Here is a 22242-nt window from a genome sequence, read left to right on the forward strand (position 1 = left end):
CGCAGCACTGAGGTCAGACCCAAGCAGCCGAATTTCAAGGCCAGCGCAAGATAGGGAAAGGCGCAGCGCGGTGGATAGATATCCGCGTGCGGTGCGAGGTGGATGCTACCGCCCCCACTTCCACCGCGTCATGTCTGCCATCATGCTGCCGAGCGCTTCTGGATGGTCAGTTCAAGGCCCAGTGCCGACAACACAGCGACGAGCGTTTCAAGTGTCGGATTGCCGCTTTCGGACAGCGCGCTGTAGAGTGCTTGCCTGCCAAGACCGGTCTTGCGGGCGATCTCGGTCATTCCCTTGGACCTAGCGACATCGCCAAGCGCACTGGCGATATGCTTGGGGTCATTCCCCTCCATCGCGGCCTCGAGATAAAACAGGATGTCCTCCTCGGTTTCGAGGTGGTTGGCGGGATCAAACGGGCGCAGTTCCATCCTCTTGCTCGATCTCTTCCTTAAGCCGTTTTGCCTGAGCAATATCGGCATCCTGCGTGCGCTTGTCACCCCCGCAAAGAAGAATGACAAGCTCCTTGCCCCGCTGGAAGAAATAGACCCGGTAGCCCGGCCCATAGTCGATCCGCATTTCGGACACGCCGCCCTTGACGGACTTGCAATCCCCGAAGTTGCCGTTCGACGCGCGCTTCAGGCGATCAAGGACTCTGGCCACTGCCCGCCGGTCCCGCAGGGAGCCGAGCCATTCCGAGAACATCGGTGCTTCCACCAGCTCGAAGGCCTGTCCTTTATGAAGGACAATTGGAGTTTTGTCAATCATGGGCGGACACCCATTCACAGTGGGATGCGACTGTGGTGCAGTAGGCAAGAAGACCAATATATGGCTTGGCTGTTCTGCTCATTTCTTGCGTCCTGCCTCGAATGCTTTCAAGGCTAAGCCGAGAATGCCGAGAACTACAAGCATAGCGGTGAGGGCCAAATTGACGGCTTCATAGTTAGACATAGGCAGCTCCTGCCACTTAGTGGCTCGTAAATGGAGTGACTTTGCCTAGTGTCTCAGCCGCCCAGTCATTTGCAGCGCGATTTCTCGCTGACAGACAACAGATATGGGTTCTGACATAAAAAATCAAGAAGCATCACTTCCCCCACTTCTTCTGGCTCTTCCCGTACCGCGTCTTGCGCGTCCCCGGCTTGCCTTCGTTGCTGCGGCCCACAATCGGCGCTTTCTTCTCCCCATCCGGCAGCCCCAACTCGTTGGCCTCCAAAGCCCGGATTTCATCGCGCAGCCGCCCGGCCGTCTCGAATTCCAGATCCGCCGCTGCAGCGCGCATCTTGCGTTCCAGCTCCTCGATATAGGCGCGCAAGTTGTGGCCGACGAGGTTGTTGGCGCCGCCTTCGGTCTCGATCTCTACCAGCACCCCGTCGCGGCTCGCGGTGTCGGCCACGATGTCGTGGATGTCGCGCTTGATCGATTCGGGGGTGATGCCGTGGAGCTCGTTGTAGGCGCGCTGCTTTTCACGGCGGCGGTCGGTCTCGGCAATCGCGCGTTCCATGCTGCCGGTCATGCGGTCGGCATAGAGGATCACGCGGCCATCGACGTTGCGCGCGGCGCGCCCGATCGTCTGGATCAGCGAGGTTTCGCTGCGCAGGAAGCCTTCCTTGTCCGCGTCCAGAATGGTCACCAGCCCGCATTCGGGGATATCAAGCCCCTCGCGCAGCAGGTTGATGCCCACCAGCACGTCATAGACGCCGAGGCGCAAGTCGCGGATCAGTTCGATGCGTTCCAGTGTCTCTACGTCCGAATGCATGTAGCGCACGCGCAGGCCCGCCTCGTGCATGAACTCGGTCAAGTCCTCGGCCATGCGCTTGGTCAGCGTGGTGACGAGCGTGCGGTAGCCTGCCTCGGCGGTCTTGCGGCATTCGTTGATGCAGTCCTGCACCTGGTCCTCGACCGGGCGGATCTCCACCGGCGGGTCGATCAGGCCGGTCGGGCGGATGACCTGTTCGGCGAACACACCGCCCGCCTGCTCCATCTCCCAGTGCCCCGGCGTTGCCGAAACCGCCACGGTCTGCGGGCGCATCGCGTCCCATTCGTTGAAGCGCAGCGGGCGGTTGTCGATGCAGCTTGGCAGGCGGAAGCCATACTCGGCCAGCGTGATCTTGCGGCGGTGGTCGCCTTTGGACATCGCGCCGATCTGCGGCACGGTCTGGTGGCTTTCGTCCACGAACAGCAGCGCGTTGTCGGGCAGATACTCGAACAGCGTCGGCGGCGGCTCGCCCGGCATGCGCCCCGTCAGGAAGCGCGAATAGTTCTCGATTCCGGCGCAGCTACCCGTCGCGTGGATCATTTCGAGGTCGAAATTGGTGCGCTGCTCCAGCCGCTGCGCCTCCAGCAGTTTGCCTTCCGCTTCCAGTTCCTTGAGCCGCTCGGTCAGCTCGAAGCGGATCGCGTCCGCCGCCTGCTTCATCGTCGGCCCCGGCGTTACATAGTGCGAATTGGCGTAGACGCGGACCTTGGAAAGCTTCGTGCCGGCCTTGCCCGTCAGCGGATCGAACTCGCTGATGGCCTCGATCTCGTCCCCAAAGAACGACACGCGCCAGGCCATGTCTTCGTAGTGCGAGGGGTAGATCTCCAGATTATCCCCCCGCACGCGGAAATTGCCCCGCTGGAAGGCCGCATCGTTGCGCTTGTACTGCAGCGCCACCAGCTTGCGGATGATCTCGTGGTTGTCGACCGTGTCACCCACCTTGAGATCGAAGATCATCGCCGAATAGGTCTCGACCGAGCCGATGCCGTAGAGGCACGAAACCGAGGCGACGATGATCACGTCGTCCCGTTCCAGCAGCGCGCGGGTGGCTGAATGGCGCATCCGGTCGATCGCCTCGTTCACCGAGCTTTCCTTCTCGATGTAGGTGTCGGACCGCGGCACATAGGCTTCGGGCTGGTAGTAGTCATAGTAGGAGACGAAATACTCGACCGCGTTTTCCGGGAAGAAGCTCTTCATCTCGCCATAGAGCTGCGCAGCGAGGATCTTGTTGGGCGCAAGGATCAGCGCGGGGCGCTGCAGTTCCTCGATCACCTTGGCCATCGTGAACGTCTTGCCGCTGCCCGTCACGCCGAGCAGCACCTGCGTCACCTCGCCCTCCTTTGCCGAGGCGACAAGATCGGCAATCGCGGTCGGCTGGTCGCCCGCCGGCTGGTATTCGGAGACAACGCGGAACGGCCGCCCGCCTTCCGATTTCTCGGGTCGCACGGGCTTGTGCGGAACGAAGTTTTCAGAGGTATCGGGCTCTTCCAAGCCCCTGCGGATCACGAGTTCGGCCATAGCGCGAATATGGGGAACAAACCGCGTCCATGCAATCGGCACGCGTTGCCCGTTATACCTTTTCCTGCACCCGGAAGCGGCCCTGAATACGTCGTCATGGCCGGCTGCCTGCGCCGCGACGGATAGGCATGGGGCGGCGTTTGCTATATCACGCCGGATGGTAGCGTGACCACCGCAAGCCTCCTTGCGGCATGTGAAGGATCAGGGAACTGCAGGTCTCTCAGCGCATCATCGCGGTCGCGGTCCTTGCCGTCCTGCTGCCCTCGGCGCCGGTGATGGCGCAGGATGCGGTACCGGAGGCGGGGCCACTGCCCGCCGAGATGGCGGACGTGCTGGCAGCGGTCGAAGCCTCGCACGATCCGCGCGCGCTCGACGCGCTGGTGCAATATCTGCAGCAGGCGCATCCCGAAGCGCAGGCGGCCATATCGGCCTGGGCCCTGCGCCGCAGCGTGCTGGCGTGGTTGGCCGAGCCTCTCCCGCTGGCGAGAAGGGACGTCAAGGTCGAACTTCCGCTTGAGGATCCCGAGCCGTTGCAGCCCGCCCTCTTCGCCATGCCCGTCAAATGGAGCGGCGAAGGCGAACTGGGGGCCTTCGTCAGCACCGGTAGCGCTCCGGGTTCGGGCTTTGTCGGGCGCCTCACCGTGGTCGCGGAGAAGGGGCGCTGGCGCGTCGCCACATCGGGCCGGATCGATTACCAGAAGACTTCGGACGAGGTGACGCGAAACCAGATCAGGCTGACGCTGGAGCCCAACTACAAGTTCGATGACCATGGCTATGTGTTCGGCCTCGGCCAGTATGAGCGTGACCGCTTTCAGGGCTTCATTGACCGGTACAGCCTGTCAGCCGGGCTCGGGTACAATCTGCTCGAGGGGGACGGCCGGAAGCTGAGCATCAAGGCAGGCCCCGCCTTGCGCGTGACGCAGCCTGTGGAGGGGCCGCAGGAGCAGACCCTTTCGGCAGTCGCGCTGGCCGATCTCAAGATCAGGCTCACCCCCACGCTGAACTACAGCCAGGAAGTCAGCACCTATTTCGATGCGGTCCGCCGGACCTACTACACGCTGGCCGCGCTGGATTCGCGCCTCAGCAGCAAGCTCAAGGCCCGGCTTTCCTACACGCTGCAGCACGAAGCCGGCTCGGGCGTCGCGCGCACATTGACGGACACCACCAGTCGGCTCACCCTGCTCTACGGCTTCTAGGCCGGTGAGGCGGATCATTGGAAAACCGCCGCGCGGGTGTTAGCCCTGTCATCACATCAGCGAGAGGACCTGAACCCATGCGCCTGCCCCTTCTGCCACTCGTGGCTCTTTCCACCGCACTGGCGCTGGCCGGCTGTGGCAGCGGGAAAACCGTCACCGCCACCAACGAAAGCGTTTCGGACGTGGCCAAGAAGGTTTCCGACGCCGGGCTGCGGTTCAATCCCGGGCGGTGGGAATCGACGATGAAGTTCGTCAAGATCGAGATGGAAGGCATGCCGCCCGAGGCCAAGGAAATGATGGGCAAGATGCTCGGCAAGGACCGCACCTTTGCCACTTGCCTCACCAAGGAAGAGGCCGAGAAGCCCGACGCCAAGTTCTTCGGCCAGGCCGATGAGCGCTGCAAGTATGACACCTTCAGCATGGGCGGCGGCAAGATCGACGCGAAGATGACGTGCAAGGCAGAGCAGGGGGTGCAGACCATGGCCATGGTCGGCAGCTACACGCCCGAGACCTACCAGATGACGATGTCGATTGGCGGCATGGGGCCGCAGGGCAAGCCGATGTCGATGCAGATGGAACTGAACGCCAAGCACAACGGCGAATGCACCGGCAAGGAAGAGAAGTAGGCGGCTATTCCGCCGCTTCCAGCGCTGCCCTTGCCACCTCCACCTGCACGCCCGAAAGCGCGGCGTTGCCCGAAAGCGGATCAAGCGCGCCGGATTCGGTGAGCGCATTGGCGCTGACCCCGGCTCGCTCACGCGCCACCTGCATCGCCACGCCGGGCAGATCATGCCCCCAGCCGTGGGGAATCGAGACCGTGCCCGGCATCATGTCCTCGGTCACTTCGGCGGGGATGATGACTTCGCCCGAGGATGAGCGAACAGCCGCCATGTCCCCGTCTTCAAGCCCCAGCGGCGCGGCATCGTGCGGATGGATCATCAGCGTGCAGCGGTTCGGCCCCTTGGTCAGGCGGTGGCTGTTGGCGAGCCAGGAATTGTTGGTGCGCAAATGCCGCCGCCCGATCAGGGTGAGCTTGCCGGTCTCGGGCACCTCCACCTCCAGCGCCGCGAGCGCTTCCATGAAGGCGGGGACGGCGCAGGCGATCGTCTGATCGTCGCTGCGCAGGCGATCGGGGAGAATGCCCGTCTTCGGCGCCCCGAAATCGAGGCCGGAGGGCGCGGCTTCGACCTCGGCGAGCGAGACCTTGTAGGGGCCAGTCTTGAGCAGATGATCGAGCGCCTCGCGCGGGGTCGGCTCCTGCACCGGCTGGCCGCTGATCGCCTGGGCAAGGCCGCGCAGGATTTCCCAGTCGTGCAAGCTGGCAGGGTCCTCGCGCTCCAGCGTGGGCTTTGAATAGACCGCAACATTGCGCACGGCCATTGGCAGCAGGAACAGGCCATAATGGTCGCGCTCCAAGGGCCCCGTCGGCGGCAGGATATAGTGCGCGCGGCGGCTGGTGGCGTTGCGGTACATATCGACCGAGACCATCAGTTCCAGCCCTGCCAGCGCCTTGTCGAGCCGGGGGCCATTGGGGGTCGAAAGCACCGGATTGCCCGCGACCACGAACAGCGCCTTGATCTGGCCCGGCCCTTCAGTCTCGATCTCCTCGGCCAGCGCGGCGGCGGGAAACTCGCCCAGCACCGACTTGTGGCCCGAAACGCGCGAGGTGAACTTGCCGAGCGAGCCGCGCGGCAGCATCGCAATCGTGTCGAGCGCGGGGATCGGGAACACGGTGCCGCCCTCGCGGTCGATCTGCCCGGCGGCGATGTTGATCAGTGCGATGAGCCAGGCGTTGAGCGTGCCGTGCCGCTGCGTGGCGATGCCGAGGCGGCCATAGAGCGCGGCGGGGCCGGCGGTGAGGCGCTCGGCAAGGAAGGCGATGTCGTCCGCCGCAACTCCCGATGCGGCAAGGCAGGCGGCGTCATCGAAGCGGGCGAGCAGGGCCGCGACTTCGTCCAGCCCCGTCACGAAGTCCTGCACCGGCTGGAAGGGCCTGCGCGCCATCACGGCCTTGAGCAGTGCGACGAGCAGGAACACGTCGCTCGCGGGGCGCACGAACACGTGGCGGTCCGCAATCTTGGCAGTCTCGGTGCGGCGCGGGTCGATCACCACCAGATGCCCGCCGCGCGCCTTCAGAGCCCGTACCCGATTGCGGAAATCCGGCACGGTCCAGACCGAGCCGTTGGATGCCATCGGATTGCCGCCGATGATGATCAGCGTCTCCGTGCGGTCGATATCCGGAATGCCGAACATGCTGGCATGGCCATAAAGCAGCAGGTTCGCCACCTGGTGCGGCATCTGGTCCACCGTGCTCGCGGAGAACTGGTTCCTGGTGCCGAGCGCCTTGGTCAGGTGATGGGCATTCAGCGCGTTGCCATAGGAGTGCGCGTTGGGATTGCCGACATAAGTCGCGGTGCTGGCAGGATCGCGGGCGAGAATGGCGCGGGCCTTTTCGCCGATCTCGCGGAAGGCCTGCTCCCAGCTGATTTCGTGCCAGTCCTCGCCCACGCGCTTTTGCGGTGCGCGCAGGCGATCGGGATCGTTCTGCAGGTCTTCCAGCGCGGTCGCCTTGGGGCAGATGTGCCCGCGCGAGAGGGGGTTATCCGGATCGCCCTTGATCGACACCACGCGCTTGGATCCCGGGGGTCCCTCGAGCTCTACCAGCACCCCGCAATTGGCTTCGCAGATATGGCAGGTGCGGTGATGGATCTCGCCCATGGCTTGCTCTCTCCCGGAAATTAGCCGTACGGTTAAACGTGTCACCTTGGCACTGCCAAGGCAAGCGCGAAGCGGCGAAACCCTTTGCCGCGCAGTTCAGTTACAAATTTGTCTCGCAAGTGCAGCATGGCGCTTGGCAAAGGCCGCGCGCTGTGCAAGCTTCGGCGCATCGGGATGATCGCATGAAAGCAGCCTCGCCCTCGTCCTATGACGAGATGTTTGCCGCCGATGGCTCGGTGCGCCCGGCCTATTGCGGGTATGAAGAATGGTATGCCAATCAGCCGGCAGACTTGCTGCGCCGCAAGGGGACGGAGGCTGAAGCGTTCTTCCGCCGTACCGGCATCACCTTCAATGTCTACGGGAGCGAGGACGCCGAGGAGCGGCTGATCCCGTTCGACATGGTGCCGCGCATTATCACCGCGCACCAGTGGCGGCGGCTTTCGCGCGGGATCGAACAACGCGTGCGGGCGCTCAATGCCTTCCTGCACGATCTTTACCACCGGCAGGAAATCGTCCGATCGGGCCGCCTGCCCGCCCGGCTGCTCGAAAAGAACCCGGCCTTCCTCCCTCAGATGGTCGGCTTCACGCCGCCGGGCGGGGTCTACACCCATATCGTCGGCATCGATCTCGTCCGCACCGGCGAGGACGACTTCATGGTGCTGGAAGACAACGCGCGCACGCCCTCTGGCGTCTCCTATATGCTGGAGAACCGCGAGACGATGATGGCGATGTTCCCGGAATTGTTCACGCGGGTCCGCGTGCGCGAGGTTTCGGACTATCCGCGCCGCCTTGCCCGCAGCCTCGCCGCCTGCCTGCCGCCCGCCGCCAAGGGCCACCAACCGGTCGTCGCGGTGCTGACGCCGGGCATCTACAACTCCGCCTATTTCGAACACGCCTTCCTCGCCGATCAGATGGGTGCTGAACTCGTCGAGGGCAGCGACCTGCGCATCGAGAACGGCCGCATCGCCATGCGCACCACGCAGGGCTACACGCCGATCGACGTGCTCTACCGCCGGGTGGACGACGATTATCTCGATCCGCTGTCGTTCAAGCCGGAAAGCCAGCTGGGCGTCTCGGGCATCATGGACGTCTACCGCGCGGGCGGGATCACCATTGCCAATGCGCCGGGCACGGGCATCGCCGATGACAAGGCGATCTACTCTTTCATGCCCGAAATCGTCGAATTCTACACCGGCGAGAAGCCCATCCTCCCCAATGTGCCGACCTGGCGCTGTTCGGAGCCGGATGCGCTGAAGTATGTGCTCGAGCATCTCTCGGAACTGGTGGTGAAGGAAGTCCATGGCTCGGGCGGCTACGGCATGCTCATCGGGCCGACCTCGACGAAGAAGGAAATCGCCGCCTTCGCCGCCAAGCTTGCCGCGCGGCCGCACAATTATATCGCGCAGCCAACGCTGTCGCTCTCTACCGTGCCGATCCTTGGCCGCGGCGGGCTCACCCCGCGCCATGTCGATCTGCGGCCCTTCGTGCTCGTCTCCCCCGGCGGGATCGACATCACGCCCGGCGGCCTCACCCGCGTCGCGCTCAAGAAGGGCTCGCTGGTGGTGAACTCGTCGCAGGGTGGGGGCACCAAGGACAGCTGGGTGCTGGATGACTGATATGCGGGCCACCCCATGCTAGGCCGGTCCGCCAACGGCATCTTCTGGCTGTTCCGCAACCTCGAACGGGCGGAAAACACCGCGCGTCTGATCGAGGCGGGCTTCCGCATGGCGCTCACCCGAGATGCGCGCGACGCCAGCGACGAATGGCGCTCGGTTATCGTCACGCTGGGGCTGCGCGCGCTCTACGAGACAAAGTTCGGCACCGATTATGCCGGACCGAACGTGATCAACTTCATCCTGCGCGACAAGGATAACCCCGGCAACGTGCTCGCCATGTGCGAACTGGCGCGCACCAATGCGCGCATGGTCCGCGCCGGGATCACGCGCGAGGTGTGGGAATCGGTCAACGACAGCTGGCTGCGCATGCGCGAGCTGCTGGCCCGGCCGGTCGCCGAAACGCGGCTCGGTGCGGTGCTCGATACGCTCCGCCGCCAATCGACGCAGGTGCGCGGCGCGATGGAAGGCACCATGCTGCGCAACGAGATCTACAATTTCGCGCGCATCGGCAGCTTCATCGAGCGGGCGGACAACACCGCGCGCATTCTCGATGTGAAGTACTATGTGCTGCTGCCCTCGATTTCCTATGTCGGCTCCAGCCTTGATAACGTGCAGTGGGAAAACGTGCTGCGCAGCCTCGCGGGGGAGCGCGCCTATCGCTGGCTCAATGCCGGCCGCATGGAAGCGCGCGGGATTGCGGAGTTCCTCATCCTCGATAGCCGGTTCCCGCGCAGCCTGGCGTTCTGCTACGGCAAGCTGCGCTCGAACCTCGCCCACCTCGCGCGCGAATATGGCTGCGAGACCGAGGCGCATGCCATCCTGCAGGAAGCGGACTGCGATCTTCACACGATCACGATCGACGCGATCTTCGAGCAGGGCCTGCACGAATACATCGCGAAGTTCATCAGCCGGAACACGCGGCTCGCCAACCAGATCCAGTACGACTATCGGTTCATCGATTAGGCGCTTCATCGATTAAGGGAAAACGGCCGCTTGCGACTCTGGGTCGATCATACCACGCACTATACGTTCTCCGCCCCGGCGGCGCGGGGGCAGCAACGTCTGCGCCTGACACCCAAGACCAGCGCGGGGCAATCGATCGTAGCGTGGAAGATCGGGCTCGAAGGCGCGCGGCAGGAAGTCGAGTATGATGACGAGAACGCCAACCACGTCACCCTGATCGCGTTCGAACCGGGCGTGACCGAAGTGACGATCCGCTGCGAAGGCGTCGTCGATACCAACGACAAGGCCGGCATCGTCGGTCATCACGCGGGCTATCTGCCATTGTGGCACTTCCGCCAGCCGACCGAACTGACGAGCGGCGGCCCGCGTCTGCGGTCGCTGATTGCGGGCCTTTCGGGCAAGCAGGATACGCTGGAAAAGCTCCACTCGCTCTCCGCCCTCGTGCGTGGATCGGTGGAATATGGCTCGGGCCATACCGATACCGCGAGCAACGCCGAGGCTGTGCTCGCCGCCGGGCATGGGGTGTGCCAGGACCATGCCCACGTCTTCATCGCGGCGGCGCGCGCGCTGGGCGTGCCGGCGCGCTATGTCAGCGGCTACCTGATGATGAAGGACCGCGTCGAGCAGGATGCCGGCCACGCCTGGGCTGAAGCCATGGTTGATGGGCTCGGCTGGGTTGGCTTTGACATATCCAACGGAATCTCGCCCGATCCGCATTACGTCCGTGTCGCGACGGGCCGGGATTATCGCGATGCTGCCCCCGTCACCGGCATCCGCTACGGTGCCTATGACGAAACATTGCACGTGAAGCTTGCCGTCGCGCAGCAGCGTGTGGAACAGTGACCTCGCACGCGAGTCCGGGCGACGCCAGACAACGAGGGGCAGGACCAATGACGTATTGCGTGGGGATGGTGCTCGACAAGGGCCTCGTGCTGATGAGCGATACCCGCACGAACTCGGGCGTCGACAACATTTCCACGTTCCGCAAGATGTTCACCTGGTCCGTTCCGGGCGAGCGGATCATCTCGATCATGACCGCAGGCAATCTGGCGACCACGCAGGCCGTGATCAGCCAGCTGGAAGAACGCAACAAGACGCCGGGCGAGCGCCGCCCATCGATCCTCGATGCGCCGACGATGTTCCAGATCGCGACGATTGTCGGCCGCCTGCTGCGCGATGTGATCGAGGGGCGGCAGGATGATACCGGGATGCAGGGTGAAGGCCCGCGCTTCACCGCCTCGATGATCGTCGCCGGCCAGATCAAGGACATGGAGCCACGCCTGTTCCTGATCTATCCTGAAGGCAATTTCATCGAAGCCTCGTTCGATACGCCCTTCTTCCAGATCGGCGAGACCAAGTATGGCCGGCCCATCCTCGTGCGCGGCTATGACAAGACGATGAGCTTCGAGGACGCGGTCAAGCTGCTCATGGTCTCGTTCGATTCGACGCTGGCGGCGAATCTCTCGGTCGGCCTGCCGTTCGATCTCATGGTGATCGAGCGCGACCGGTTCGAGCCGCTGCACCACAAGCGGATCACGGCGGAGGACCCGTTCTTCAAGCTGATATCCTCAAGCTGGGGCGAGGCGCTGCGTTCGGCGTTCTATTCGCTGCCGGACTACAGCTTTGATGATCCGGTGACCTGATCCGCATCCGGTTTCGTTAACGCAGCCGTGTATACGGGTAAATGCTTATCCAAATCGGTTCGTTCTCCGGGCTGCGCCGAAGGGGCGCTACTAAGCACCAATTCGGGGCTATTGGGTCCATTCCCGAGTATGATTCCCTTAGGTACTTAGGTAGGTATCGCCGCTTGGCGGCGCTTGTGGGTTCAGAACGAAACTAACCCCGTTGGCGTGGTGGCCGGTGTTCATGGTTTGGTTAACCCATGATCGAACGCGTCACCCTCCATGTCCTCGATAGCGACACAGCCCGCCGGGCCCAGCTCGCTCGTCTCGCATTTGCCGCAGGGCATCATGCGGAAATCTATGCCCACGCGGATGAGCTGCTCAGCCATGCGCCGGCGGGCGGTCTTGTCCTTGCGCAGGATGAGCCGGTGGGCGAGGGGATAACCAGCCTCGTCGCTGCCATGATGCGTGCCGGGCAGTGGCTGCCGATCATCGCGATCGCCGAAGCGCCGACGATCGACGCGGTGGTCGCCGCGATCAAGGCCGGCGCGCTCGACTATCTCACCGTGCCTGAACAGATCGCCCCGCTCAACGAAGCGGTGGCCCGCTGCGCCCGCGAAGCCGATGCCCAGCGCCAGCAGCGCGCCCGCGCAGCAGAAGCCCGCCAGCGCATTGCCCGCCTCTCGATGCGCGAACGGGAAGTGCTTGATCGCCTCGCCGAAGGGTGCAGCAACAAGGCCATCGCGCGTGATCTCGAAATCAGCCCGCGCACGGTCGAGATCCACCGCATGAAGATGATGGGCAAGCTCGGTGCCCGCCATGCGGCCGAAGCTGTGCGCCTGCGGATCGAGGCCACCGGTCTGGGCAATATGGCTGCCTGAAGCTTGCTTTCCGGCTCCGGCGCCTGCCTCTACTCCTCCGGGATCACCCAGCGGAAATCCTTGGTTTCGTATCGCAGGCCCGAAAAGTCCGAGATTCTGTTGCTGAAGGCAAAGTGCAGGCGGCGCATCGCGACCTTGCAGGTCATGTTGTCGAGATAGGCCGTGCCTGATGATCCGATCGGCCGGCAGCTCGCCGGTTCGCCATCGCGGCGAAAGCCCACCAGGATCTTCACTTTGCCCTCGATCTCCTCCCGCAGCGCAAGGCTGGGATAGTCATTCTCGGAAACCTTTGATTCCAGCGATCCGTTGCCGGTTCCGATCGGCGGGCGTTCGTCGAAGGGCACCTGGGGATAGGCTATATCGACATCGCGCCAGATCAGCCGCTGGCCGACCGTGATCTCGCTGCGGTTCGGCCCCAGCCGGATCGCGATATAGGCGATCTGGACGCGGGCCGATGCCGCAGCCGGACGTACGGACCGGGCAGCGGCACGCGCCGGTCGGCCCACCGATTTGCGCGGCGCGCCCCTGCGCGCATCCGGGCGAACCGGGGCAGGAGGCGGCACCGCGGCCGCCGACGGCAGCGGCGCGAAGCCCGGCCGTCCGGCGCGGGTCCAGGCCGCGCAGATTTCGGCCTCTTGCCACTCGGAAAACGGATTGGCCTCGATCTGGCAGCGCCCGTCGATCATCACCATGGTGAGATCGTAGCCCTTCCCTGCCGGCAGGATCGCAATCGGATCCTGCGGGGTGAGCAAGGTGCTGCCCCAGAACGCAACCGCCAGCTGTCCGGTATCATAGGGCAGATCAAAGCCGAAGTTGCGCCGGAACTCCCCCTTTGCCTTGATCTGCTCGCACAGCGCTGCCACCCCGCGCGCCGTGCTGCCGGTTTCGCCGGGAACGCAGGCAACCGCGCGGCCCTGACGGTTGAACGTGATCCGGGCGGTCCCGAGCTCGCTGTCGCCCGGCTCAAACGTGGTGACGCCCATGGCCGCCAGCACCGGATCGGATTCCGGATAGAACTGCAGATCGCCCGCGCCGGCCAGATCGACATTGTCGCTGTCGATCATCACCTGTTCGTGCGGCGAGGGTAGCGGTGGTGGTGGCGGGGTGGCTGCAGCCAGCGCCAGTGCGGAAAGGATCATCGGCATCGCAGCATGCTAACCGGCGGCAAATGTGATGGGAAGGCCGCGCGCGCTCAGCCCTGCGGGCGCGCGATGCCGGCGGCATCCGCGGTGCGCTCCAGTTCCAGCACCTCGTCGTAGGCCGCAGCATCGATCGGCTCGGCACCTAGCAGAAGGAGGTCCGCGCGGGCCTCCGCCAGTTCCGGCGCATGCATCGCCGCCAGCAGCGCCTCCTGCACCAGCTGCGCGACCGGTTCCGGCGTTGCCCGCGCGGTCACGAAGGGCAGGGCGGGGACCTTGCGCGAAACCGCAATGACCTTCAGCCCTTCGCGCAGGCCGGGATAACTCGCCTCGGCGGCGGCAAAGGTCACCGCGTCAATCGCGGCAAGCTCCGCCTCGCCCGCCGCGACTGCGCGCATGCTGGCGACATGGCCGCCGGTGCGGACAAAGCCGGAGAGGAAGGGGCCGGGTCCGCACTGGTCGGCAACGGTGTGGCGCAGCAGGTTCACGCCGGTGTTCGAGGCAGGCTCATTGATCGCCGCGACCGCGCCGCGATAGTCCGCCAGCGCCGTGCGGGCATCCCCGGCGCGGGCGACGATCACGCTGCTGTGGCGCGTCCCTTCGCAATGCGGGGCGCCGTAGCGGGGCACTGCCAGCACGCGCAGGTGGTCCTTGTGAAAGCGCGCGAAAGGATAGCCGCAGGCCTGTCCGAACAGCAGCGCCGGATCCGGCCAGAGCACATCCGGGGTGCGGGTCCGCTCAAGACTCGCGGGCACGTCACGCACGCCTTGCGCCGCGAGGCGGGCCGCGATCCAATGCCAGAGCGAATCGTTGGCAGCGCGCTGGGCAGGGTGATCGTACATGCCCAGCGAGGCGACCGGGCGGTTCATCCCCCGGTTGGCTTGTAATCAGGATGAACGAGTTCGTCGTGCGGACGCAGTGCGAACCGGCGCAGCAAGGCACCGTAGGAGCGATAGACCGGGCCGGCAGGCACCTTGCCGCGCCGCGCGGCGTGGAAGCGCGGCAAGCGGTACCAAGCAAGATCCGGCCGGGCGTGGTGCGCCGCATGGAGATTGTTGTTGAGATAGAGCAGCGCGAGCAGCCCGCCGCGCTCGACAGTTGCCGCGCGGCGCGCCGGATCGGGATCGGCGCGGTGCTCGGCATGGCTGCGCAGCATCGAAAGCGCGGTGCCGGGATAGACGAAACACAGCAGATAGGTGCCAAGGCCCAGGCCGCACCAGTTCAGCCAGAGCAGGATCACGGCCACGCCCGCGCCGTGTGGCAGCCAATCGCGCAGGAAAGCCACGGGTTCCTTAGGCAGCCGGGCCAGTTCTTCCACCAGCGTCCGCACCACCATGATCGGCGGGCCGAGCACGAGCCGGCCGATGAGCGTCTGCTGCACGCGCTCGCTCCACCACAGCAGGCTGCCTTCGCTGGCGACGTATTTCGATTCCGGATCGTCGAACGGATCGGTCGTCAGCCTCGTGGAATGGTGCGCCACGTGGCTGCGGTAGTAGATTTCGTAGGGAAGCCAGATGTTGATCGGCGGCCAGCCAATCAGTGTGTTGATGAGCGGATTGCGTGTCGGGTGGCCGTGGATGGTCTCGTGCTGCAGCGAATTGTGCCAGGCGCTGATCCAGCCGCCAGCCACGAACAGCACGGCAACGGGCAGCGCTTCATGCCACCAGGTGAGGGCCAGCCAACCGCCATAGATGGCCGCAGCAAGCAGCAGAGTTGGCAGTTCGACCCATCCCTGCGGACGGCGCGGCGAGCCTCGCATGCGCATCAGGCTACGCTCCCCGTGGCCGCTTCCTGCGGCAGGCAAATGACAACCCCCGGCAAACCGAACGCGTAAACGTAACGAATCATTGCAACCCCACCTGGCCCGATACGCAACTCAACAAACTTGGTTGAGAACGGCAAGCGAAGAGATGTTTATAACGCCGCAGCGTGGATTTCAGCGACCCTGCAGTCGGCCCGCATTTACTGGCAGAACGGCCTGCCGCCGCCGACCTCGAGGTGGAAATGATCGCGGTGCGCGGCGTTGTACTCAGGGCTCAGCACCGTGCCGAAACGCTTGCACGCGCTGGTCCGGATCGTGGCAATGAACGCGCGGATCTGCGGGTTCTCGCTGTTCCAATCGCGCAGGACGGTGATGCGCCGCCCGTCCGCCAGCACAAAGCCGCTGACGTCGACGGCATTGGCGCTGGCGTGGGCGGAAAGGCGCGATGTGCCGGCAACGGTGCGGCAGGCATAGCTGCCCATCGTCTCGATCCGCGCCAGCGGACTGCCGAGAATCGCCCGCGCCGCGCGGTCCACGCCAAAGCGCGCCCAGCCAGAGAGGGTGTTGGCCAGCGGGCAGGTCACCGGGCCGAGGTTCGAGATCTGGAGCATGCCGCCATCGCTGCGGAGCGAGGCGATTCGCACCGCGCCCACCGCCGAACAGCCCGCGCCATAGTACTGGTCTGGCAGCGGGGTGAAGTTCGCATACTTCTGGCTGAGATTGGCAAGGCACATGCGGCTGTCCGGCGCAGCGGGCGGGTTCCAGGTGGTCGCCGTGCGCACGGGGCGCGGGGCCGGCGGTGATCCGCCGACGCAGCCGGCGAGCAGCACCGGCAGGGTGAGCGCAAGCGTGAGGGCGAGCGGACGGGCCATGCTGCCATTCTGCCGCGCCGATGGTTAATTTGCGATTAGGAACAAGCTTAAGGGAAGCCCCGCCCCTAACGCAGGTTGACAGGATCACCCCTGCCACTATGCACGGCGCCGGGCCACGCGGTCCCAACGCCGCGCGTGCTCTCTGCAAGGAGAGACTACATGACTGCACCTACCCCTGCGCGCAAGCCTGCGCGCCCTCACTTCTCGTCCGGCCCCTGCGCCAAGCCGCCCGGATACGATCCCGCCAAACTCGCCACCGAAGTGCTCGGGCGTTCGCATCGCTCGAAGATCGGCAAGACGCGTCTGCAGCTCTGCATCGATCTGATGCGCGAAGTACTGCAACTGCCTGATACGCACCGCATTGGCGTGGTTCCGGGGTCTGACACCGGCGCCTTCGAAATGGCGATGTGGACGATGCTGGGCGCCCGCGGCGTGACCGCGATGGCCTGGGAAAGCTTTGGTGAGGGCTGGGTCACCGATGCGGTCAAGCAGCTCAAGATCGATCCCACGATCATCCGCGCCGATTACGGCCAGCTGCCCGATCTTTCCGTCGTCGATTTCTCGACCGACGTGCTCTTTACCTGGAACGGCACCACCTCGGGCGTGCGCGTCCCCAATGGCGACTGGATCCCCGACGACCGCGAGGGCCTGACTTTCGCCGACGCTACCAGCGCGGTCTTCGCCTACGACATTCCGTGGGACAAGATCGATGTCGCCACCTTCTCCTGGCAGAAGGTGCTGGGCGGCGAGGGCGGCCACGGCGTCCTGATCCTCGGCCCCCGCGCGGTCGAACGCCTCGAGACCTACACCCCTGCCTGGCCGCTGCCCAAGGTGTTCCGCCTCGTTTCCAAGGGCAAGCTCACCGAGGGCGTGTTCAAGGGCGAGACGATCAACACCCCCTCGATGCTCGCGGTCGAAGACGCGATCTTCGCGCTCGAATGGGCAAAGTCGGTCGGCGGGCTTGAAGGCCTCAAGGCCCGCTGCGCCGCCAATTCCGCCGCGCTCGACAAGCTGGTGCAGGAACGCAGCTGGCTCGGCCACCTCGCCGCCGATCCCGCCTCGCGCTCAATGACCTCGGTGTGCCTCACCGTCGAAGGTGCGGACGAAGCGCTGATCAAGGCCTTCGCCGGCCTCCTCGAAAAAGCGGGCGCTGCCTACGACATCGCCGGATACCGCGACGCCCCCCCGGGCCTGCGCATCTGGTGCGGCGCCACCGTTGATGCGGCGGATATCGCCGATCTCGGCCCCTGGCTCGATTGGGCCTGGGCCGAAGTCCATCAGGCCGCCTGATCCCTGCTAGCCCTCTCCCCTTCAGGGGAGAGGGTTGGGAGAGGGGCACAAGCGCCACCTTTCCGACTTTTTCCAACCATCACAGGGCCGGACGAGACCAGTTCCCCTCTCCCCGGCCCTCTCCCGTGAAGGGGAGAGGGAGACAATCATGACCAAGCCACGCGTTCTCATTTCCGACAAGATGGACCCCAACGCCGCGCGCATTTTCGCCGAAAGCGGCTGCGACGTAGACGTCATCACCGGCGAAACCCCCGAGCAGCTGATCGCCCGCATTGGCGAGTATGATGGCCTCGCCATCCGCTCCTCGACCAAGGTGACCAAGGCGATCCTCGATGCCGCGACGAACCTCAAGGTCATCGGCCGCGCCGGCATCGGCGTCGACAACGTCGATATCCCCTATGCCTCGACCAAGGGCGTGGTGGTGATGAACACCCCGTTCGGTAACTCGATCACCACCGCCGAACACGCCATCGCGCTGATGTTCGCGCTCGCCCGCCAGATCCCGGAAGCCAATGCGCAGACGCAAGCGGGCCTGTGGCCGAAGAACGGCTTCATGGGCGTCGAAGTCACCGGCAAGACGCTCGGCCTGATCGGTGCGGGCAATATCGGCTCGATCGTCGCCAGCCGCGCGCTCGGCCTCAAGATGAAGGTCGTCGCCTACGATCCCTTCCTCACTCCCGAACGCGCGATCGAGATCGGCGTCGAAAAGGCCGACCTCGATACACTGCTCGCCAAGGCTGATTTCATCACGCTGCACACGCCCCTCACCAGCGAGACGAAGAACATCCTCAGCCGCGAAAACCTCGGCAAGACGAGGAAGGGCGTGCGCATCATCAACTGCGCGCGCGGCGGCCTGATCGATGAAGCTGCGCTCAAGGACCTGATGGATGCCGGCCACGTCGCCGGCGCCGCGCTCGACGTGTTCGAGACCGAGCCCGCCAAGGAATCGCCGCTGTTCGGCACGCCGAACTTCATCTGCACCCCGCATCTGGGCGCAAGCACCACCGAAGCGCAGGTCAACGTCGCGCTGCAGGTGGCCGAACAGATGGCCGAATTCCTTGTGACCGGCGGCGTCACCAATGCGCTCAATATGCCCTCGCTCTCGGCGGAGGAAGCGCCCAAGCTCAAGCCCTACATGGCGCTTGCCGAACGCCTCGGCAGCCTTGTGGGCCAGCTCGCGCACGACAACCTCACCAAGATCGCCATCGAAGTGGAAGGCGCCGCTGCGCAGCTCAACCAGAAGCCGATCACCGGCGCGGTGCTGGCGGGTCTGATGAAGCAGTATTCGCAGACCGTGAACATGGTCAACGCGCCCTTCCTCGCCAAGGAGCGCGGGCTCGATGTGCGCGAGGTGCGGCACGACCGCGAAGGCTATTACCACACGCTGGTGCGCGTCACCGTCGGCACCGCGCAGGGTGATCGCTCGGTTGCGGGCACGCTGTTCGCCAACGGCCAGCCGCGTCTGGTCGAGATCTTCGGCATCAGCATCGAAGCCGATCTGGCGGGCGACATGCTCTATATCGTGAACTCGGACGCGCCGGGCTTCATCGGCTCGATCGGGACGCTGCTCGGCAAGGCAGGCATCAACATCGGCACCTTCCACCTCGGCCGCCGCGAGGCCGGCGGTGAGGCGGTGCTGCTGCTCTCGGTCGATAGCCCCGTCACCGAGGCGGTGCTCGCCGAAGCCCGCACCGTCCCCGGCGTCCGCACGGTGCGCGCGCTGAAGTTCTGATCACGGCGTAGCGCTGACATCCTTCGACAGGCTCAGGATGAGCGAGGTTGGTTCTACCCCAGCCAAACCGCTCATGCCGAGCTTGTCGAAGCACCGCGCGCAACGCTTGCGATTTGACCTGCCCGCCATTCGCCCATAGCCTCCGACCCTTGGGGACCAATCCCAAGGGGGCTTACTTGATGCGCAAGACACTACTCGCGGCGGCCATGCTCACACTTTCGGCCACACCCGCACTCGCCAACGACAACGCGATGATTCAGGCGGCCGATGACGCGCTCGCCGCTGCGTTCAACAAGGGCGACACCGCCGCCGTCGGCGCGATGTACGCCGCCGACGCCACCATGCTCCCGGGCGATAACAAGCTCTACAAGGGCGCCGATATCACCGCATGGTGGACCGGCGCGGCAACCGCGATCACCAACCTCAAGCTCACCGTCCTCGAAACCGAGCGCCTTTCGCCCACCTACATCCGCGAAATCTCCCGCGTCGAATACGACACCAAGGGCGCCAACTCGGTCCACGCCAACGTCACCGCTGTCGTCGTCTACAAGCTGGTGAACGGCAAGTGGATGCTCTGGACCGATATCTTCCATTGATATCCTGAGAGCCCTCTCCCCTTCAGGGGAGAGGGTTGGGAGAGGGGAATCAGCCTCGAATGACCGAAAGAAGCGCATACGACGCCGTGATCATCGGTGCCGGCGTCATCGGCTGCGCCATCGCGCTCGATCTGGCGCGGCGCGGCTACCGCACCTTGAATGTCGACCGCGGCCCCGCACCGGGGCACGGCTCCACATCCTGGTCTGCCGCGATCATCCGGCCCTACTATTCGACCATCGACGGCACCGCGCTCGCCTATGAAGCGCACTTCGCCTGGCAGAACTGGGAGGAGTACCTCGGCTACCGCCCCGATTCCGCGCTGCGCTACAACGAATGCGGCTGCCTCGTCCTTGAAGCGGTGGACAATCGCCAGCTGGCAGGCACGCGCGCCATCATGCGCGAGGTCGGCGTTCCCTTCACCGATGTCGCGGCCAGCGAGCTCCCCGAATGGCTCCCCGGCGCGGACCTCCGCCAGTTCAGCCCCGCGCGCCGGATCGATGATCCCCGGTTCGGCGAAACCGCGGGTGATGCCATCACCGGCGCGATGTTCTGCCCAACCGGCGGCTATATCAGCGATCCCCAGCTGGCGACCGCCCAGATCGCCGGGGCCGTGGAGCGCGCCGGTGGCCATTTCCGCTTCAATGACACCGTGCTCGCCATCCACCAGTCCGCCGGCAAGATCACCGGCCTGACTGCGGACAAGAGCGGCCTGATCCACACCCCCATCGTCATCAACGCCGCCGGCCCCGCCTCGCGCTGGGTGAACAGCCTCATCCCCGGCGCGCACCAGCCGGAGCATATCAGCACCCGCCCGCTGCGGCAGGAAGTCGCTTTCGTCCCCATGCCGCAGGCGCCATCCGGCCCCAGCCTGCGCTTCGTCCTCACCGACGCCGACGCCGGCATCTACATGCGCCCGGAGCAATCCGATCACCTGCTGATCGGCTCGCTCGAACCCGCCTGCGATATCCTCGAATACCTCGATAGCGAGGACTACGAGACGAGCCTCACCGACCAATGGACCAACCAGGTCTGGCGCGCCGCCCTGCGTTTCCCGCACCTCGGCATTCCCAACACCGCCCAAGGCTTCGCCGCGCTCTATGACGTCAGCGAGGACTGGATCCCGGTTTACGACAGGAGCGACATCGATGGCTATTTCACCGCCGTCGGCACCAGCGGCAACCAGTTCAAGAACGCGCCGCTTGTCGGTGGCCTGATGGGCCACCTGATCGAGAGCGTGATGAACGGCGCCGACCACGACCGCTCACCCCTGCAGTTCCGCTTGCCCGCAACGGGCCGGGACGTGGGCCTCGCCGCGTTCTCCCGCCTCCGTCCCATAAACCGCGCGAGCAGCTTTTCGGTGCTGGGGTGAGTGGGGTTACGGCGACGCCTCGCTTTCTGGCCGCACTCGTCATCCGCCAGCGTTACTCCAGGTAGCTCCGGCGCAGCGCCGCGATGTCCTGCGCGGTGAGGCCGATTTCGTCCCTGAGGTAATTGTCGACCGATCCCCATTTGGTCTCGATCTCGGCAAAGGCCCCGGCGAGATAGGGGGTGCCGTCTGCCTCCAGCAACGGCTGCGGCTTGTCTGCGCCGGGCGCGCCTTGATAGCGCGCAAACATGAGCGCGACGGGGTTGTCCTTGTAAAGCTCGGGGTTGATGCGCGGTAGTTCAAACTGCGGCCGGCGATATTCGGTTGAGAGCAGATAGTCGCGCACGATCACATCGCGCGGCACGCCCAGCGCCGACATCACCATGGCCGATGCAAACCCGGTGCGATCCTGCCCGGCCGAGCAATTGAAGGCCAGCGGACCTTCGTTGCGCTTGAGCTTGTCGAAGATGACCTTCAATTGCGGCGCGAAGAACTTGGGGAAATTGTGATAGAGCGCCGCACCATTGCGCATCGCAGCGCCCGTATTCATCATCGAACCCATCTGGTAGCCGATGGCGGAATAGGCCACGCCGTCAATTCTGGAGGGGGCGAGGACGCGCTCTTCGTCAGACCGCAGATCGATCATGTTGCGCAGGCCCAGCGCGCGAATGCGGGCCTGATCCTGCACGGTCAGCAGCGGGGTTGCGCCCGACCGATAGATCGTGCCCCACCTGATCGTCTTGCCCCCTGCCGCCGGGTAACCGCCAATGTCGCGGAAGTTCGAGCCCTGCTCCAAGGGTAGCACTCTTTCGGCCACATGCACCGCGCTGCCGTCTTGGCGATCCCGGATCGTGAAAAAGCGGCGCGCCTCGGTGCTTCCCTCCTTGTCGATAAAGCTGCCGTCAAGATCGGCTGCCGAGACGACTTGCGCCTCTTTCACCGATGCCTGGGGGTCGCTGGCCACGAGCACGTCGACCGGCCCCGTCGCTTGCCACCGCACGGTCAGCGTCCCGTCCGCCGCGCGAATGACTTCCGCCCCGGTTACCTTGGCCGCCACCGGTTGTGCGGAGAGGAGGGCCATGATTGCCAGGGGCACCATACCATGGCCGAGAAGTGCGCCGGTTTTCATGATAAATCCTTTACGAGGTGTGCCGCAAATAGAGAATTCGCTCTCATTGGCGAACATTTTGACGACCGCGTAAAGATGATTTATGACA

Annotated in this window: 20 protein-coding genes; 11 read left to right on the plus strand and 9 right to left on the minus strand. The window is 64.9% G+C overall.

Annotation, left to right across the window (positions count from 1 at the left end; genetic code table 11):
* Positions 1–140: 140 nt before the first annotated feature.
* From Q0071_RS03185 to uvrB, 3 genes are all read right to left on the minus strand, one after another.
* Positions 141–428 carry an addiction module antidote protein gene (locus tag Q0071_RS03185; protein WP_298165209.1) on the minus strand — a complete coding sequence of 96 codons (288 nt, stop codon included), beginning with the start codon at positions 426–428 and terminating at the stop codon, positions 141–143.
* Positions 409–765 carry a type II toxin-antitoxin system RelE/ParE family toxin gene (locus tag Q0071_RS03190; RefSeq protein ID WP_366885974.1) on the minus strand — a complete coding sequence of 119 codons (357 nt, stop codon included), beginning with the start codon at positions 763–765 and terminating at the stop codon, positions 409–411. The genes Q0071_RS03185 and Q0071_RS03190 overlap by 20 nt, the downstream gene beginning before the upstream one ends.
* A gap of 316 nt (positions 766–1081) precedes the next feature.
* A complete protein-coding gene (gene uvrB / locus Q0071_RS03195; protein WP_298165211.1) occupies positions 1082–3271 on the minus strand; it encodes an excinuclease ABC subunit UvrB in 2190 nt (729 codons plus the stop codon).
* Positions 3272–3546: 275 nt separating this feature from the next.
* Here uvrB and Q0071_RS03200 point away from each other — a divergent pair, with 275 nt between their 5' ends.
* Positions 3547–4467, plus strand: a complete 921-nt coding sequence (locus Q0071_RS03200) for a YdiY family protein (protein ID WP_298165213.1) — start codon at positions 3547–3549, stop codon at positions 4465–4467.
* Between the two features lie 77 nt (positions 4468–4544).
* The gene (locus Q0071_RS03205) at positions 4545–5093 is read left to right on the plus strand and encodes a DUF3617 domain-containing protein (protein ID WP_298165216.1); all 549 of its coding nucleotides are present in this window, start codon (positions 4545–4547) and stop codon (positions 5091–5093) included.
* Positions 5094–5097: 4 nt separating this feature from the next.
* On the opposite strand, the gene Q0071_RS03210 is transcribed toward Q0071_RS03205, so the two are convergent.
* Entirely contained in the window at positions 5098–7185 is a 2088-nt protein-coding gene (locus Q0071_RS03210) for a molybdopterin oxidoreductase family protein (RefSeq protein WP_298165219.1), read from the minus strand.
* Positions 7186–7367: 182 nt separating this feature from the next.
* Between Q0071_RS03210 and Q0071_RS03215 the strand changes: the two genes are divergently transcribed.
* The 5 genes from Q0071_RS03215 to Q0071_RS03235 all read left to right on the plus strand — a co-directional run bounded on the left by Q0071_RS03215 (position 7368) and on the right by Q0071_RS03235 (position 12267).
* On the plus strand, positions 7368–8801 hold the full coding sequence (locus Q0071_RS03215; RefSeq protein WP_298165222.1) for a circularly permuted type 2 ATP-grasp protein: 1434 nt from the start codon (positions 7368–7370) through the stop codon (positions 8799–8801).
* Positions 8802–8816: 15 nt separating this feature from the next.
* A complete protein-coding gene (locus tag Q0071_RS03220) occupies positions 8817–9764 on the plus strand; it encodes an alpha-E domain-containing protein (protein WP_298165224.1) in 948 nt (315 codons plus the stop codon).
* A gap of 30 nt (positions 9765–9794) precedes the next feature.
* Positions 9795–10607, plus strand: coding sequence for a transglutaminase family protein (locus Q0071_RS03225; protein ID WP_298165226.1), 813 nt, complete (start codon positions 9795–9797; stop codon positions 10605–10607).
* 47 nt (positions 10608–10654) lie between these two features.
* Positions 10655–11407, plus strand: coding sequence for a proteasome-type protease (locus Q0071_RS03230; RefSeq protein WP_298165229.1), 753 nt, complete (start codon positions 10655–10657; stop codon positions 11405–11407).
* A 239-nt stretch (positions 11408–11646) separates the two neighbouring features.
* Positions 11647–12267 carry a LuxR C-terminal-related transcriptional regulator gene (locus tag Q0071_RS03235; RefSeq protein ID WP_298165231.1) on the plus strand — a complete coding sequence of 207 codons (621 nt, stop codon included), beginning with the start codon at positions 11647–11649 and terminating at the stop codon, positions 12265–12267.
* 29 nt (positions 12268–12296) lie between these two features.
* Here Q0071_RS03235 and Q0071_RS03240 read toward each other — a convergent pair whose 3' ends face one another.
* The 4 genes from Q0071_RS03240 to Q0071_RS03255 form a co-directional block, all read right to left on the minus strand.
* Positions 12297–13406 (minus strand): energy transducer TonB, encoded by a 1110-nt coding sequence (locus Q0071_RS03240; RefSeq protein WP_298165233.1) that lies wholly within the window; start codon positions 13404–13406, stop codon positions 12297–12299.
* 53 nt (positions 13407–13459) lie between these two features.
* Complete coding sequence (locus tag Q0071_RS03245; protein WP_298165235.1) at positions 13460–14275, minus strand: PhnD/SsuA/transferrin family substrate-binding protein; 816 nt, start codon at positions 14273–14275, stop codon at positions 13460–13462.
* On the minus strand, positions 14272–15171 hold the full coding sequence (locus Q0071_RS03250) for a fatty acid desaturase (protein WP_298165238.1): 900 nt from the start codon (positions 15169–15171) through the stop codon (positions 14272–14274). Before Q0071_RS03250 ends, Q0071_RS03245 begins: the two co-directional genes overlap by 4 nt.
* A 197-nt stretch (positions 15172–15368) precedes the next feature.
* Positions 15369–16040 carry an extensin family protein gene (locus Q0071_RS03255; protein WP_298165240.1) on the minus strand — a complete coding sequence of 224 codons (672 nt, stop codon included), beginning with the start codon at positions 16038–16040 and terminating at the stop codon, positions 15369–15371.
* A gap of 159 nt (positions 16041–16199) precedes the next feature.
* On the opposite strand from Q0071_RS03255, the gene Q0071_RS03260 reads away from it, so the two are divergent.
* The 4 genes from Q0071_RS03260 to Q0071_RS03275 all read left to right on the plus strand — a co-directional run bounded on the left by Q0071_RS03260 (position 16200) and on the right by Q0071_RS03275 (position 21028).
* The gene (locus Q0071_RS03260) at positions 16200–17330 is read left to right on the plus strand and encodes a phosphoserine transaminase (RefSeq protein WP_298165243.1); all 1131 of its coding nucleotides are present in this window, start codon (positions 16200–16202) and stop codon (positions 17328–17330) included.
* Positions 17331–17478: 148 nt separating this feature from the next.
* On the plus strand, positions 17479–19062 hold the full coding sequence (gene serA, locus Q0071_RS03265) for a phosphoglycerate dehydrogenase (protein ID WP_298165245.1): 1584 nt from the start codon (positions 17479–17481) through the stop codon (positions 19060–19062).
* A gap of 179 nt (positions 19063–19241) precedes the next feature.
* A complete protein-coding gene (locus Q0071_RS03270; protein WP_298165247.1) occupies positions 19242–19658 on the plus strand; it encodes a nuclear transport factor 2 family protein in 417 nt (138 codons plus the stop codon).
* A gap of 59 nt (positions 19659–19717) precedes the next feature.
* Complete coding sequence (locus Q0071_RS03275) at positions 19718–21028, plus strand: FAD-dependent oxidoreductase (RefSeq protein WP_298165250.1); 1311 nt, start codon at positions 19718–19720, stop codon at positions 21026–21028.
* Positions 21029–21080: 52 nt separating this feature from the next.
* Here the strand turns inward: Q0071_RS03275 and Q0071_RS03280 are convergent, their stop codons facing one another.
* Positions 21081–22154, minus strand: a complete 1074-nt coding sequence (locus Q0071_RS03280) for a tyrosine-protein phosphatase (protein ID WP_298165252.1) — start codon at positions 22152–22154, stop codon at positions 21081–21083.
* Positions 22155–22242: the final 88 nt, after the last annotated feature.

It is taken from the genome of Novosphingobium sp., assembly GCF_027486195.1.
Classification (GTDB): domain Bacteria; phylum Pseudomonadota; class Alphaproteobacteria; order Sphingomonadales; family Sphingomonadaceae; genus Novosphingobium.